The organism is Pseudomonas sp. 2848, from assembly GCF_003253945.1.
Classification (GTDB): Bacteria; Pseudomonadota; Gammaproteobacteria; order Pseudomonadales; family Pseudomonadaceae; genus Aquipseudomonas.
Window position 1 is genome coordinate 536,441 of sequence record NZ_QKZD01000001.1, and the last position, 15,073, is coordinate 551,513.

The 15,073-nt window shown below is 64.4% G+C and carries 17 protein-coding genes; all 17 read left to right on the forward strand.

Annotated features, from left to right (window positions below; all coding sequences use genetic code 11):
* Positions 1-32: 32 nt before the first annotated feature.
* The 17 genes from DFS21_RS02470 to DFS21_RS02550 all read left to right on the forward strand — a co-directional run bounded on the left by DFS21_RS02470 (position 33) and on the right by DFS21_RS02550 (position 15,066).
* The gene (locus tag DFS21_RS02470) at positions 33-530 is read left to right on the forward strand and encodes a hypothetical protein (RefSeq protein ID WP_110697796.1); all 498 of its coding nucleotides are present in this window, start codon (positions 33-35) and stop codon (positions 528-530) included.
* On the forward strand, positions 527-1,087 hold the full coding sequence (locus DFS21_RS02475; protein ID WP_111531756.1) for a phage baseplate assembly protein V: 561 nt from the start codon (positions 527-529) through the stop codon (positions 1,085-1,087). Before DFS21_RS02470 ends, DFS21_RS02475 begins: the two co-directional genes overlap by 4 nt.
* 92 nt (positions 1,088-1,179) lie before the next feature.
* A complete protein-coding gene (locus DFS21_RS02480) occupies positions 1,180-1,512 on the forward strand; it encodes a hypothetical protein (RefSeq protein ID WP_110738424.1) in 333 nt (110 codons plus the stop codon).
* A 103-nt stretch (positions 1,513-1,615) separates the two neighbouring features.
* Positions 1,616-1,942, forward strand: a complete 327-nt coding sequence (locus DFS21_RS02485; RefSeq protein WP_111531757.1) for a GPW/gp25 family protein — start codon at positions 1,616-1,618, stop codon at positions 1,940-1,942.
* Entirely contained in the window at positions 1,939-2,820 is an 882-nt protein-coding gene (locus DFS21_RS02490) for a baseplate J/gp47 family protein (protein ID WP_111531758.1), read from the forward strand. Before DFS21_RS02485 ends, DFS21_RS02490 begins: the two co-directional genes overlap by 4 nt.
* Before the next feature lies 1 nt (position 2,821).
* A complete protein-coding gene (locus DFS21_RS02495; RefSeq protein ID WP_111531759.1) occupies positions 2,822-3,433 on the forward strand; it encodes a phage tail protein I in 612 nt (203 codons plus the stop codon).
* Positions 3,426-6,431 carry a phage tail protein gene (locus DFS21_RS02500; protein ID WP_111531760.1) on the forward strand — a complete coding sequence of 1,002 codons (3,006 nt, stop codon included), beginning with the start codon at positions 3,426-3,428 and terminating at the stop codon, positions 6,429-6,431. The genes DFS21_RS02495 and DFS21_RS02500 overlap by 8 nt, the downstream gene beginning before the upstream one ends.
* Positions 6,428-6,808, forward strand: a complete 381-nt coding sequence (locus DFS21_RS02505; RefSeq protein ID WP_111531761.1) for a phage tail assembly chaperone — start codon at positions 6,428-6,430, stop codon at positions 6,806-6,808. The genes DFS21_RS02500 and DFS21_RS02505 overlap by 4 nt, the downstream gene beginning before the upstream one ends.
* On the forward strand, positions 6,805-7,689 hold the full coding sequence (locus tag DFS21_RS02510) for a phage tail protein (RefSeq protein WP_146603126.1): 885 nt from the start codon (positions 6,805-6,807) through the stop codon (positions 7,687-7,689). Before DFS21_RS02505 ends, DFS21_RS02510 begins: the two co-directional genes overlap by 4 nt.
* Before the next feature lie 111 nt (positions 7,690-7,800).
* On the forward strand, positions 7,801-8,967 hold the full coding sequence (locus DFS21_RS02515; RefSeq protein ID WP_111531763.1) for a phage tail sheath family protein: 1,167 nt from the start codon (positions 7,801-7,803) through the stop codon (positions 8,965-8,967).
* 13 nt (positions 8,968-8,980) lie between these two features.
* Positions 8,981-9,490: a phage major tail tube protein gene (locus tag DFS21_RS02520; protein ID WP_023628885.1), complete on the forward strand. Its 510-nt coding sequence runs from the start codon at positions 8,981-8,983 to the stop codon at positions 9,488-9,490.
* Positions 9,491-9,502: 12 nt separating this feature from the next.
* A complete protein-coding gene (locus DFS21_RS02525; protein ID WP_046856793.1) occupies positions 9,503-9,805 on the forward strand; it encodes a phage tail assembly protein in 303 nt (100 codons plus the stop codon).
* Positions 9,806-9,930: 125 nt separating this feature from the next.
* Positions 9,931-12,210, forward strand: a complete 2,280-nt coding sequence (locus tag DFS21_RS02530) for a hypothetical protein (RefSeq protein ID WP_111531764.1) — start codon at positions 9,931-9,933, stop codon at positions 12,208-12,210.
* Between the two features lie 9 nt (positions 12,211-12,219).
* Complete coding sequence (locus DFS21_RS02535) at positions 12,220-13,065, forward strand: phage tail protein (protein ID WP_102681657.1); 846 nt, start codon at positions 12,220-12,222, stop codon at positions 13,063-13,065.
* Positions 13,040-13,246 carry a tail protein X gene (locus DFS21_RS02540; RefSeq protein WP_102681658.1) on the forward strand — a complete coding sequence of 69 codons (207 nt, stop codon included), beginning with the start codon at positions 13,040-13,042 and terminating at the stop codon, positions 13,244-13,246. The genes DFS21_RS02535 and DFS21_RS02540 overlap by 26 nt, the downstream gene beginning before the upstream one ends.
* A gap of 16 nt (positions 13,247-13,262) precedes the next feature.
* Entirely contained in the window at positions 13,263-14,297 is a 1,035-nt protein-coding gene (locus tag DFS21_RS02545) for a phage late control D family protein (protein WP_111531765.1), read from the forward strand.
* A gap of 217 nt (positions 14,298-14,514) precedes the next feature.
* Positions 14,515-15,066, forward strand: coding sequence for a glycoside hydrolase family 19 protein (locus DFS21_RS02550; RefSeq protein ID WP_110697820.1), 552 nt, complete (start codon positions 14,515-14,517; stop codon positions 15,064-15,066).
* Positions 15,067-15,073: the final 7 nt, after the last annotated feature.

The following is a 15,073-nucleotide window of genomic DNA, read 5'->3' on the forward strand; positions in this document are numbered from 1 at the left end:
TTAGCCGAACCGAGCGTTCAAGGAGCACACGCATGAGCGAACTGGCCCAGTTGTACGTGGCCGTCACCTCCACCCTGCGGGCGGCGTTGCCGGCCTTCGCCACAGTCGCCACGGAGGGCGACGACATTACCGAGCCGGCACTGCCGGCCTTGGTCCATGGTGTGTTGCGTATGCGTGGCGACGAGGCGCTGCGTGATGGTCGCTCATTGCTGATGACGACCTTCGAGGCCCGCGTCACCGCCCAGGGCACCCCCGCGCAGGCACGGACGCAGGCCGGTGTGCTGGCGGCGCAGCTGATCGATGTGCTGCGCCAGCAATCCTGGGGGCTCGATTACGTCGAGGGCGCACGGGACATCCTCGCCGAAGCCGAGGGCACCACCTGGCGGGTGCAATGGGATCAACCTGTCCTGTTAGGCACTGTCCAGTGGCCTTGGCCCGACCAGCCGGCGGGCAGCCTGATGCTGGGCTTTGCCCCGGACACCGGGCCCGGCAACCAGGACAAGTACCTGTCACCGGAGGACCTGGCATGAGCTACGCCAGCGCCATGCACGATCGCATGCTGGCCAGCCTGGTGATCCCCTGTCGGGTGGTCGCGGTCGACCTGGCCGCCGCCCGGGTGCGGGTGTCCGACGGCGGCGGCTGGACCAGCGCCTGGGTGCGCTGGCATGCCCAGGCTGCCGGCAAGGCCCGCCACTGGCGGGTACCGAGCCTGGACGAGCAGGGCGTGCTGATCAGCCCCAGCGGCGAACCGGCACTGGGCACCTTCGTCCCGGGGTTATACGGCAATGCCGGCACGGCGCCGGACAACCGCGACCATGTCGAGGTCTGGCGCTTCGACGACGGTGGCTCGCTGGCTTACGACTGGCAGGCCAAACGCTATGACATCCAGCTGCCCAGCGGCCAGGCCACGGTCAAGGTCGGCGCCAGCACCCTGGTGGTCAGCGACAACCTCATCACCCTCGAAGCCGCGTCGATCACCCTCTCCGGCAACGTCTCCATCAACGGCCCGCTGACGGTCAGCGGCGATATCAATGGCGGTAGCCGGATCATCGATACGGCCGGCAACACCGCCAATCACAAGCACTGAACAAAGGCCTGGAGCCCAGCAAGATCGCCATTGAGCGACATGAACGCGGCGTCTGCCGCGCCCCATCATTTCGACTCAAAAGGTAAAGCAACATGGAAGCAGTAAAAGTCGGCAAGCATTTCTTCAACGCCCACCCAACCGCCGTCAGCCAGGTCTTCAGCGCCGCGGACAACAAGGATGGCGTGTACCTGCGCACCGCCACGCTGTGCACCGGTGGCGGCATCCTCAACCTGTACACCGGCCCGAAGGCGCCGGCCTACATCGGCGACATGAGCGTCCACGCCATCATGGGCGGGATCAATGGCGGCATCGATTCGCAGTACACCCTGCCTTATCCGCTGTTCATCCCGGCGGGCTACGGCCTGTGGACCGTCGCCAACAATGCCACGGCGGCCATCGCCCTGACGTACGACTTCGTGTCCTGAAGCGGCTGCCCGGCCTGGCCGGGCAACCCATTCCTTTCTGCCAGGTGATAACCATGCGCTATCCGAACAGGCTACCTGGAGCCTCAATCCCAGGAGGTGCCCCATGATCGGCATGGACCGCCGCACCGGCCAGCCCCTGTCGGGCGTGACCCACCTGCGTCAATCCATCGAAGACATCCTCACCACGCCGCTGGGCAGCCGGCGCATGCGCCCGGAGTACGGCAGCCAGCTGCGCCGCTACGTCGACCTGCCGGTCAACGAAGGCTGGAAGAGTGCGGTGCAGGCCGAGGTGGCCAGGGCCCTGGGGCGTTGGGAACCGCGGCTGAAGCTGGAGCGGGTCAAGGTCGTCGCCGTACTTGATGGCCAGGTCAGTCTGGCCTTGAGCGGTCGTTACCTAGGGGATGACGCCCTGGTGGAGGTGACCGTATGAGCCAGGTCGACCTGTCGAAACTACCCGCGCCGCAACTGCTCGAAGACCTTGATTTCGAGGTGCTCTACCAGGAAGACCTGACTAGCTTCCGCACCCAGATGGGTGAAGGCTGGACCGCCAGCCTGGAAAGCGACCCGGTGACCAAGCTGCTCGAAGTGGGCGCCTACCGCAAGCTGCTCAACCGAGCGCGCATCAACGACGCGGCCAAGGCGCTGCTGCTGGCCTACGCCCAAGGCAGCGACCTCGACCAACTGGCGGCCAACGTCAACCTGCAGCGCCTGGTGATCCAGGTCGCGAACCCGAGCACGATCCCTCCGACCGAGGCCATGCTCGAATCCGACGACGCCCTGCGCGAACGGGTGCAGCTGGTCTACGAAGGCCTGACCACCGCCGGCCCGCGCAACAGCTACATCCTGCATGCCCGCAACGCTTCGGGGCGCGTCGCCGACGCGACCGCCGAAAGCCCGTCGCCGGCCGTGGTGGACGTCACCGTGCTGAGCCTGGACAACGATGGCGTGGCCAGCCCCGAGCTGCTGGCCCAGGTCAAGGCCTACCTCAACGACGACGATATCCGCCCGGTCGCCGACCGGGTCAACGTGCGCAGCGCCGAGGTGTTGCCGTACCGCGTCGAGGCGGTGCTGCACATGGCCGACAACGGCCCGGAGTTCGAGGCGATCCTCACCGAGTGTCGGCGCCGTCTCCAGGCTTGGGTCAACCCGCGCCGACGCCTGGGCGTCGAGGTCGCCCGTTCGGGGATCGACGCGCAACTGCATATCGACGGCGTGAGCCGCGTCGAGCTGGTCGGTTGGAGCGATATCCGCCCGAGCAAGGCCCAGGCCGCCTGGTGTACGGAAATCGAACTGCGGCGGGGTGGCTGACATGCAGAGTCTTCTGCCGCTCAACCGCACGCCACTGGAGCGGGCCATCGAGGTGGCCGCCGACGAAGACCTCAAGGCCGCCTTGCGCACCCTCTACAACCCCGACACCTGCCCGGCGCACCTGCTCTACCAGCTGGCCTGGGCCTGGTCGGTGGACCGCTGGGACGACAGCTGGAGCGAGGCGATCAAGCGCTCGGTGATCCGCTCGGCGTTCTTCGTCCACGCCCACAAGGGCACCCTCGGCGCCCTGCGGCGGGTGGTCGAACCGTTCGGCTACCTGATCGAGGTGCAGGAATGGTGGCAGACCCAGCCGGCCGGAGTACCGGGGACCTTTGCGCTGAAGGTCGGGGTGGCGGACAGCGGTATCGACGAACAGACCTACCAAGAGCTGACCCGATTGATCGAGGACGCCAAGCCGGTCAGCCGGCACCTGGTCGGGCTCGACATCAGCCTCGAAAGCCACATCCCCGCCTATCAGGCCGTCGCGCTCTACGACGGTGAACTGCTGGAGGTACTTCCCTGGCAGGCATCGGACATCGACATACACCTGGGCGCTTACAACCTGGTGAACGACCACACCTCGGACATACTGGACATCTACCTCAATGGCTAACTCAACCACCCAATTCGGTGGGTTCCTGACCAACGTGGGCATCGCCCAACAGGCCAACACCGCCGTGCTGGGGCTGCCCTGGAACATCACCCACATGTTGATCGGTGATGCTGGCGGCGAGCCTTCGCAGACCCCCGACCCAACGCCCAAACCAACCCAGACCGCGCTGGTGCGCCAGGTCTATCGGGCACAACTCAATGCCCTGTATCAATCGCCCGCCGACCCTGGAGTGCTGGTGGCCGAACTGGTTCTGCCACCGGAAACCGGCGGCTGGTGGATCCGCGAGCTGGCGCTTGAAGACGCCAACGGCAACTTCATTGCCGTGGCCAAGCCGGCCCCCAGCTACAAACCACTGTTGGCGCAAGGCTCCGGACGTACCCAGACCATCCGCATGCATGTGGTGTTCGGCAACCTCGCCAATGTGACGCTCAAGATCGACCCGAGTATCGTTCTGGCCACTCGCGATTACGTCGACAAAGCCCGCGAAGCGGCCGAGTTGTATGCGCGTAACCAACTCAAGGCGCATCTGGAGGCAGCCGACCCGCACCCGCAGTACCTGCGCCGCGCCGATGCCGGCAAGGATGTCGGGCCGCTGGCTTGGCTCGGTAGTGCAACGGGCACCGCCAATGCGCTAGCGCTCAAGCTCAGTAACAGCGAGTCGGTACTCAAGGCCTATGCCGCCGGTCAACGCTTTCAGTTCCGGGCCAGTGCCACCAATACCGGCGCCGTGACGGCAGGTATCAATGGCCTGGCAGCCGTAGCGGTGAAGAAGCCTGGCGATAGTGGTCTAGTCGATCTGGTGGGTGGCGATATCCGCGCCGACGCCTTGTACGATTTGAACTACGACGGGACCTACTTCCAGCTCGGTGGTGGCGTTGGCGCCAGCAAGGCGTTTGAGCGTTTCTCGTTCGAGGCGTCGGTCGACCAGACGGTCTTCAGTTGTGTACACACCGTCGGCAGCACCATTGTGCTGCGCAACGGCCGCGAGATCACCGATTACCTCTCCGATGGCGAGAAGGTAACGCTGCGCAGCCCCTGCACCATGGGCGATGCCGTAGAGATCCTGGCGTTTGCCGCGTTCAGGTCCGTTGACGGCTACAGCAAGGCGGAAGTTCAGGCGCTGCTTAAAACAGCGTCGGCTTTGCCGGTAGGTTCGATGCTGCCATTCCCGCGTGGTGTGGTGCCTGCGGGGTTCATCGAGATTGACGGTAGCTTGCAGAAAAATGCGACGTATCCAGATCTCGCCGCCTACCTGGGCGGCGCTTTCAACAAGAGCAATGATCCTGAGGGCTACTTCCGGCTTCCCGACACGCGCGGTGAGTTCCTCCGTGGATGGGACCATGGGCGCGGGGTCGATTCGGGTCGAACTATTGGTAGCTGGGCCGGTGACACTCTGCTCGATCACCACCATGCGGTGATTTCGGCTGATGCCGGTACTGGAAGAATGCCCTACGAGGCAAATGTTGCCGGCAGTGCGTCAGGGAACCTGGGCGCAACCGCAATGGCAGCGGGTAGTTCGGTACTCCATGCAACACTCGTATCAAGTGTGTTCGGCCCGACAGTGGCCAAAGGCGGTACTGAAACCCGCCCGCGCAGCCTTGCCGTGATGTGGTGCGTCAAGGCCTGGAATGCGCCGGTAAACCAGGGGCAGATCGACATCGCAGCCCTTGTTGAAGAACTGACTGCGTTGCGTTCTTCAACACCCCTGGGCGCGATCCTGCCATTTCCCAAGGCTGAGGTACCGGCAGGCTACCTGGAGCTCGACGGTAGCCTACAAAGTGCTGCGACCTATCCAGACCTGGCGACCTACCTGGGCATGACCTACAACACGGGCAGCGAACCAGCGGGCTATTTCCGGCTACCCGATTATCGAGGCGAGTTCCTGCGTGGCTGGGACCATGGGCGTGGAGTCGATGCCGGTCGAGCGATTGGGTCGCAGCAAAATGGCAGCCTTCAAACACTCGATTCGACCAATATCACGCCGACCGTAACAGGCCTGTACAACGCGACCATCACGCCTGAGTCCAGTGCACGCGCCGCTTTTGGGCTCGACCTGGCCAATCCCGTGAACTATCCCTCTGCTAGCTACGCCGGCGTTACTGGAACGGCGGGTACGCTTGCGGCTGAGGGGCAAAACTTCGGGGTCACCCGCCCACGCAACTTGGCCGTCATGTGGTGCATCAAGGCCTGGAGTGCGCCGGTGAACCAGGGCATGGCCGACGTTGCTGCGTTGATTGCCGAAGCAAAGGCGCTGACGAAGGCATCGGCGACCGTGGGTGAGGCGCGCGGTGTACGCATGGATATCGTGTCGGCATCTGGCACGGCGACTGTTCAGGCAGATGAACTGGTGGTCAAGAACGCCCTGGGCGGGCTGGGTTGGTCGGTTCCGAACGTCTCTGTGTCGTTGAACCTGGGCACGGTCGGCGCCGGTGGCATGAATACCGGCACTGCGCCGGCCAATGGCTATGTGGCCCTTTATGTGCTCTACAACCCCCAGGCCAGAACGAGCGCCGCGATAGCGGTGAACGCCAGCAAGGATGTGGCAGCCGAGGTCTTTGCCGGGCCATGGCCCTCTGGCGGTTTCAGCGCCTCGGCACTGGTGGCGGTAGTGCCAACCGATGGTGCCGGGAGAATGCTCCCCGTGGTGGTGCGGGGGCGTTTGGCCGCGCCACTGCCCACACAACCTTACCTGGGCGCTGCAGCCGTTAACATGGCTCCGGTCTCGTTGGCGGGCTCCGTGCCACCCAATGCAGTATCAGCCGAGGGGCTGTTTTCAGTCAGAAGTTCACAGGCGGGTGCGATCTCCATCGAGTTGTACGCAACGTCCAGTGCCAATGGCATCAAGCGCAACACCGCAACGATTCCGGCAAACGGCGCCAGCTCCATCATGTTCGAAGGCTTGCCGCTTGTGACGCGCCAGCTCATGTACATGACTACCGTCAACCAGACCCAGGGGACGCCCGAATACAGCGTCTACATCACGGGGTATCGCATATGAAGTACTTGAGTATCTTGGAGGGGGAGGTGGTTAGTGTCTTTGCCTGCCCTCAATCACCTGAGTTCTGGCCGGGCATCGTGGAAGTGGAAGACAATGACCCACGTTACCTTGCGTTTCTGAACCGACGGCTACCTGCAGGGCAGAACGATGACCGCGTGTGGCGTGACGCCAAGCTGGCCGAGATGGCCTGGCTGCGGGACCGACACCGCGATCAGGTGGAAATGGGCATCGATACCACGCTCGATGCGCAGCAGTACAGCGCACTGATGGTGTATATCCAGGCGTTGCGTGACTGGCCTCAGGCCAGTGAATTTCCTCAGATCGAACATCGCCCCGCGGCACCTGAATTTCTTGTGCAGCCAGGGAGGTCGGCATGAGCCGCAGTGATGTTTTTGCAGCCATCGAAAGTGGAATGCTTTCGGTGCAGGGTATCAACAACACGGTCATTCGTGCCAACAAGGTGCTGGAAGCTCACGAAACCGGTTTTCTACTGGCAGACGCCTCGGCAGGCCAGACCATGATCACCCTGCCCAAGGCGAGCCAGGTCATGGACGTGCGCATTCAGCGCGTCGACAACAGTGCCAACGCCTTGCTCGTGTATGCCGCCAACGGCGAGAAAATCAAGTTCCATACCCACCTTCGCCCTGAAGGCTATCCCTTCTGCATGGTGCTGGGCGGTGGTGATTTCTGGCACTTGCGCAGTGATGGCGCAGGCAACTGGCTATTGCTGGACCGCATGGACAACACCCCATTGGGGCGTGTCGTGTTCGAAACCTCGACCGCGCTGAACCCAGGGGGCTGGAGCATCCCTAATGCAAGGCTGCTGGCGCGGGGTGACTGGCCATGGCTGTGGGATCACGCACAGCAGTCGGGCATGTTGGTGAACGAAGCGCAGCGCGTGGGCATGGAGGGCGGTTGGACACGCGGAGACGGGGTAACCACGTTCCGCATTCCTGAGCTGCGTGGTGAGTTCCTGCGATCTCTGGATGAAGGCCGTGGTGCGGACCCCGCGCGAGTCGCAGGTTCATACCAGCTTGCTTCGCTGGTGCATGGGGAAATCGTCGACGCAGTGTCGTCCTTTCGGCGCATGCAAAACATGAAACCTAAGTATTTCGATGGTCCTGACACCAATGAAGTCGTGGCGGTTTCGACCACTTCCGCATCCGCAACCACACAAACGCTAGCCGCCAACAGTGTCTATTTCGGTGCTGTGAGGCCTCGCAACATCGCGTGTCCGAGCCGTATCAAGCTCATCTGAAGCGGCTCGGCTGCCACCACCACTTGCTTCCCACATCAACCCTTTCAGGCCCTGCAAGCGCGGGGCTTTTTTACATCTGAACCTTTACATCAAAACCTGGAGCACACCTACATGAGTGGATTCTTCCACGGCGTAACCGTTACCAACGTCGACACGGGCGCCCGCAGTATCGCTCTGCCGTCATCCTCGATCATCGGCCTGGTCGACACCTTCACCGAAGGCCCGGGCATCACCGCCAAGGCCAATGACCTGGTGCTGATCACCAGCGAGCGCGAAGCGGTCGCGGCGTTCGGCCAGGACGCGGCGATCACCAAGGCTTGCCGCGCCATCTACAGCCGTGCCAAGACGGTTATCGTCGCCTGCGGCGTGGCCAAGCTCGAAGACGCCGCCGAGCAGACCTCGGCGATCATCGGCAACGTGCTGGCCGACGGCAAGCGCACCGGCCTGCAAGCGCTGCTCGACGGCAAGAGCCGTTTCAACGCCCAGCCGCGCCTGCTGGTCACCCCCAAGCACAGCTCCACCCAAGCCGTCGGTACCGCCCTGGTAGCCCTGGCCGACAAACTGCGCGCCATCGCCATCATCGACGGCCCCAACACCACCGACGAAGCGGCCATCGCCTACGCCAAGAATTTCGGCGCCAAGCGTGCTTTCCTGGTCGACCCGGGCGTGCGCTACTGGGACAACGCCGCAGAGGCCACCGTTGACGCGCCGGGTTCGGCCTGGGTCGCCGGCCTGTTCGCCTTCACCGACCGCGAGTACGGCTTCTGGGCGTCGCCGTCGAACAAGGAGTTCGTCGGCATCACCGGCACCACCCGCGCCGTGGAGTTCCTCGATGGCGACGACACCTGCCGCGCCAACCTGCTGAACAACGCCAACATCGCCACCATCATCCGCGACGATGGATTCCGACTGTGGGGCAACCGCACCCTGTCGAGCGACCCGAAATGGGCCTTCGTCACCCGCGTGCGGACCATGGACATCGTCATGGACGCGATCCTCTACGGCCACAAGTGGGCCGTCGACCGCTCCATCACCGCCACCTACGTCAAGGACGTCACCGAGGGCCTGCAGGCCTTCATGCGCGACCTGAAGAACCAGGGCGCGATCATCAACTTCGAGGTCTTCGCCGACCCGGAACTGAACACCGCCAGCCAACTGGAGCAGGGCAAGGTGTACTGGAACATTCGCTTCACCGATGTGCCGCCTGCCGAAAACCCCAATTTCCGCGTCGAAGTCACCAACCAGTGGCTGACCGAAGTCCTCGATTCCGCCGCTTAAGGAGCGCACCTACATGGCAATGATTCCCGAAACACTGGCCAACCTGAACCTGTTCGTCGATGGCGTCAGCTTCCAGGGCGATGTGCCCAGCCTGACCCTGCCCAAGCTCACCCTGAAGATGGAAGAGCACCGCCCCGGCGGCATGGACATGCCGGTCGAGATGGACCAGGGCATGGAGAAGCAGGAAGCCGCCTTCACCACCACCGGCGTGCGCCGCGAGTCGCTGAAGTTCTTCGGCCTGGCCGATGGCACCGCCTTCAACGGCACCTTCCGCGGTGCCTTCAAGGGCCTCAAGGGCAAGATCAACCCGGTCATCGTCACCCTGCGCGGTTCGCTGAAAGAGATCGACATGGGCGACTGGAAGTCCGGCGACAAGGCCGAGATCAAGCACAGCGTCGCCGTCACCTACTACAAGCTCGAAGTCGATGGCCGCCTGGTCTACGAAATCGACGCCCTGGGCATGAAGCGGGTGATCGACGGTGTCGACCAACTGGCCGCCCAGCGCGCCGCCCTGGGTCTTTAAGGAGAACGTTCGATGGCTCAAGCGAAGAAACTGCCGCAATGGCTGACCGTCAACGCCGAGCGTGTGACCGTGCGCCTGTCGCGCCCCAGCGAAGCCAATGGCGTGCAGGTCGACAGCCTGTCGCTGCGTGCACCGACGGTGCGTGATATCCGCAACGCCCAAGCTGGCGGCGCAGTTGACGACGAGCAGCGCGAACTGAACCTGTTCGCCTCGCTCGCCGAAGTCGGCGTCAAGGACCTCGAAGGCCTTGCCCTGAAGGACTACAGCCGCCTGCAGACCGGCTATTTTCGCCTGGTGCAGGACGACGAGGTTTGACCCTGCCCGGCAGAAGGCCGCCGCCAGGCGGCTGGCCAAGGAGCTGAACTTTTCCGCCAGTGAAATCATGACCATGTCGTACAGCGACATGGTCTGGTGGCTGGCGGAGTGACAAGGAGGAACCTATGGCGAACACACAGGTGTTCACCCTCGGCGTCACCAGCAACCAGACGTTGGGCAGGTCCGCCGAGCGCTTGCGTATTCAGGTCGAGCACCTGCGCAGGCAAGCGGATGGTACCCGGCTCGGACGGTTGATCGGCGAGGTCATCCGCCTGGGGCTCGAACTGGACAAGGTGGACCAGGCCGAAAGGCGGCTGGATAACGACCAGGCAGGAGCCCATGAGGCGCAGATCGAGCGATTGCGCCATGAGGGGAATGAGGTCGAGCGCTTGCGCAGGCTGTATCTGTCACTTGGACGCAAACCGTTGGAACTGCGTTCGGTGGTGGTGGCCTCGAGTGCGGCCGTCGCCAAGGAATCAGCAGTTCCGACGTTGGCGCAGCGCAAGGCGGCCTTGCTGGAGGGGACGAGCACCGCGCCACGGCCGGCCCGGGGTGATCCGCCCGAGGCGCGCAGTGCGGAGCAGGGGCGTGTGCCTCTGGAGTCGGCGAATGCGGGTTTGACGGTGCTCAAGGCTGGAGCGGTAGGTGCCGGTACTGTCGGTGTCGCCGCTGGCGCTGCCTGGGGAGCACGTTCGTATTATCAAAGTCGAACGCCGGAAAGACGAAGCGAGATCACCAAGGGCTTGAAGGAGAGCGGTGGCAAGGCGGCGGCCAAGGGCGTCACCAAGCTTGGCTTGGCCATGCTCAAGGATAAGGGCGAGGACAAGGCCGAGGCTGCTGGTGCAGCCCTTGGAGGCGTACTCGGCAATCTGGGAGCGGAGCTCCTGGGCGGCCTGACCAAGAACAAGCAGATCCAGAAGTACGGCGGTGAGATCGGCGAAATGATCGGCGAAGGCGTCGGTGGGTTGATCGGCAAGACGGTTTTCGGCTGGTTTTCCGATACGCCCGCCGCCAACGATGCCTCAGGCACGGACAAGGCTGCGGCTGATGCTTCAGCGCAACGTTCTGTCGATGCGCCCGAGGGTACCGCCACGCCGCCAGGAGAGGCCCGAAGCGCCGCACTTGAGAGCGCTGCTGCAGCTAAAGAGCTCCCCCCCGAGGGCCCCGCCAATGGTGCTCGGGAGATCATGAAGGGCGGATTGATCGCGGCAGGTGCGCTGGGTGGTACCGCGTTTGCCGCCTGGGGCGCGCGGACCTACCAAGGGCAATCTCCCGAACGACGCCCCGAGATCACTAGCGGTCTGCGGGAGAACAGTGGCAAGGCCGCCGCCAAGGGCGCCACCAAGCTTGGCCTGGCCATGCTCAAGGACAAGAGCGAGGACCAGGCCGAGGCGGTGGGGGCTGCTTTCGGGAGCGTACTGGGGAACCTTGGAGCGGAACTGCTCGGAGGCGTGACCAGGAACAAGCAGATCCAGAAGTACGGCGGTGAGATCGGCGAGATGATCGGCGAAGGTCTTGGCGGCCTGGCTGGCAAGACGCTCCATGGCTTGTTCTCCGACAAGCCAGCCGCCAACGATGCTCCTGCCGATAAGGCCAAGATTCCTGCCGCTGCCACTCGCATGCCTGAAGCCAGTGACGATGTCGAGGAGCCGGAGGAAGAGGAGGAGGAAGAAGAGGTCGACGAAGCCGAGGACGAGGCAGCCTTTTTCGAGGCCCAGGAAGCGGTACCGGACATCCCGCCAGCCAGCGCGGCCGGACTCGCCGGTACTGCGCTCACGGGCCTGGCGGGCAGGGCAGGGGCCGGCAATGCCGGCGCCTCGGTGGCAAGGCGAGTGTTCAGGCGCATCCCAGGTGCCGCTTTGCTCGACACCGGTTTGCAACTTGCCCAGACCTACAACAGCGATGCCTCGCCCGAGCAGAAACTCGAGGGTTATGGCACCGCCGCTGGTGGCCTGGGAGGCGGTTTGGCCGGTGCTGCGGCCGGTGCTGCCATCGGCTCGGTGGTACCGGTGATTGGCACCGCGATCGGTGGCCTGATCGGTGGCGTGCTGGGCAGCATGGGAGGTGAAAGCATTGGAGGCTGGCTGGGCAAGGCGCTGGGTTCGGGCAAGGAAGAGCCTGCCGCCAAGCCGAGCCTGGGGGAGGCAGTACGGGCAATGGATAGCCCTGCAGCACAGCCGCCGCTACCCGCGCCGCCGGTAGCGACGGCAACGCCAGCGGTCCCACCCGCGCCAATCAACCAGCAGTTCACCTTCACCGCCAACATGCCGGTCACCTTCAGCAACAGCCTCGATGACCCTTCCGTATTGCAACAGCTGGAGGCCATCGCCCGTCGTCAGCTGGAAGAGTTGATGCGCCAGGCTCGTTCGGCGCAGTTGGCCGACACCCCACATATCGCACTTTAAGGAGGATCCATGACCTATTTGGAGCAGCTGCAAGCCACGCTGCACGCCCTGGTCAAGGCGGGAGAGGCAGGGCGTCGGCGTGCCGACGCCATGCTCGATCCGATGAACGACGCGATCGGCCATATACAGGGCGCTGTGGGTGAACTGGAAGGTTTGCCGGTGGTTGGTCCGATCATCGGCGCCAAGTTGCAACGCACGATGCGTGCAATCAGCAATGCCCAGGCCAGGGTCGCCAAGGTGGTGGCCAAGTACGACCAGGCGGTGGCGGTGGTACGTCAGGTGCGTGATCGCATCGACGGTTTTGCCGCCCATGCCGCCAAGGCCGGGGCAGCGATCCGCCGGGTGGTGGGGGAGGTGCGTTCGACCGTGAACGGCGTGCTGTCGACGCTGGGCTTCGCGCCCGAGGCGACGCCAGCCGCCGAAGCGGTCAAGCCATTCCCCCACCTGCTGGTGATGCAACCACTCAAGGCCGGTTCAGCGCCGTACTACTTCAACCTCGACACCGCCGCCTTCGACCAGTTGCGCCGGCAGACCCGCTTCCGCTGGGCCGGCCAGGAGCGGCTGAGCCGCGACACCGCGCAGCAGGCGGTGAGCCTGGGTGAAGAGACCATCAGCATTCGCGGGGCGATCTTCCCGGGTTTCAAGGGTGGCCTCGGCCAGTTGCAGACGCTGCGCAGCATTGGCCGCCAGTTGCTGCCGCTGTCGTTGACCACTGGCTACGGCGAGGTGCTCGGCACCTGGTGCCTGACCAGCATCGAGGAAGAGCAGAGCGTCCTGCTGGCCGGCGGCATTCCGCGCAAACAAGGGTTTTCACTGGAGTTCGTGAGCTATGGCCAAGACCTGCACAACGTCTGAGGGCGACCTGCTCGACACCCTCTGCCAGCACTATTACGGCCACCTGACCGGCACGGTCGAGGCCGTGCTGGATGCCAACCAGGGGCTGGCGGACGAGGCGCAGCCGTTTCGCGCCGGGGTGAGGATCCTGTTGCCGGAACTGCCGATGACGACCAGCGAAACCTTGCAACTGTGGGACTGACATCGGAGCCTCAATCGTGCAACCCCAATTCCGTATCACCGCCGACGGCAACGACATCACCAACCTGATCAACGACCGTCTGCTGCTGCTGCGCACCACCGATAAACCTGGCCTCGAGTCGGACGAATTCGAACTGCGCATCGATGCCCGTGACGGCAACGTGGCGCTGCCGGCCAGGGGCGCGCTGCTGGAGGTGCACCTGGGCTACGCCGGCCAGCCTTTGAGCCGACTGGGCCGCTACACCGTCGATGAGGTCGAGCTGTCGGGCCCGCCAGACACCCTGGTGATCCGCGGCAAGGCCAGCGACCTGCGCGGCAGCGGCAAGACCATCCGCAGCGGCAGCTGGGAGAATACGACGCTGCAGCGCATCGTCGCCGAGATCGGCGCCCGCAACGGTTGGCAGGCGGTGTGCCCGGTGGCCGTGCAGGTGCCGCGGGTCGACCAGTACAGCGAGTCGGACTTCAACTTCGTCACCCGCCTGGCGCGCCAGCACGACTGCACCGCCAAGCTCGCCAATGGGCAACTGCTGGTGCTGCCGCGCCAGGGCGGACATAGCGCCAGCGGCAAGCCTCTGGAGGTGGTGGGCATTACACGTAACCAGGTCAGCCAGTGGCAGTTCCGCCTGGCCGACAAGAGCACCCACAAGGCCGTCAGGACCCGCCACCAGGACAGCGCCAGCGGGCGCCTGCAGGCGGTGGAACTGGCCAATGGCGATGCTCCGGACGGCCTGCAGCCGGTCTACACCGACCGTCACCTGTACCCCAACCGTGCGGCGGCGGAACAGGCCGCCCGTGCCCGACTGGCCAGCTTCAACCGCGACACCGCGAGCGTACGTCTCGATATGCCTGGGCGCACCGATCTGTTCGCTGAGCGTGCCATCGATGTCCAGGGCTTCCTCGCCGGGCTCGATGGCCTCTACCTGATCGAGTCGGTTGAGCAGGTGTTCACCAGCAGTGGCTGGCGTACCACCGCGCAATGCAATGGCGGGCGCCAGGGCAAGGCCAAAGCCAAGGGTTCCGCGCCTCGGCGGGCGGGTTCGCTCAAGGCCTGAGGCAGGGTGGTGAGGGTTTCCCGATGCCTGCCGGCTGCGGCGCTCCCTATAGTCGCTGTCAGCCGGCCGCATCACCCTGTTTCCGAGCTCCAGATCAGCTGCGGCGGTCGCCACACCTTGAATCCTGTGAAAGCCAAGCGCTTCGAGCCATCGCCCATGAGCGAGCTACAGGCGGCACCGGCCGCCTTTCGATCAGACCGCAATGGAGAATGCACCGATGCCGCTCACTGAACAGCAACTCAAGCAGATCTACCCGCTCGCCGGCCAACGCGCCGCCGCGTTTTTGCCGGCGCTGAACACGGCAATGGCCAACTGGGAGATCGACCACCCCAAGCGCGTTGCCGCGTTCCTGGCCCAGGTCGGCCATGAGTCCGGCCAATTGCGCTATGTGAAGGAGCTGGGCAACGACAAGTACCTGGCCCGCTACGACACCGGCAGCCTGGCGCTGCGCCTGGGTAACACGCCCGAAGCCGACGGCGACGGCCAGCGCTATTGCGGCCGTGGCCTGATCCAGGTGACCGGGCGTAACAACTACCAGGCCTGCAGCCGTGCGTTGTTCGGTGACGAGCGCCTGCTGGCGCAACCGCAGATGCTTGAGCAGCCGCGCTGGGCCTGTGAATCTGCCGCCTGGTTCTGGCACTCGCGTGGGCTCAACGCCCTGGCCGACCAGGGTGAGTTCAACCGCATCACCCGGCATATCAACGGCGGCCTGAACGGCTTGTCCGAACGGCTCGAACTGTGGGCGCGGGCGCGGGAAGTGCTGTGCTGAGCCGCCT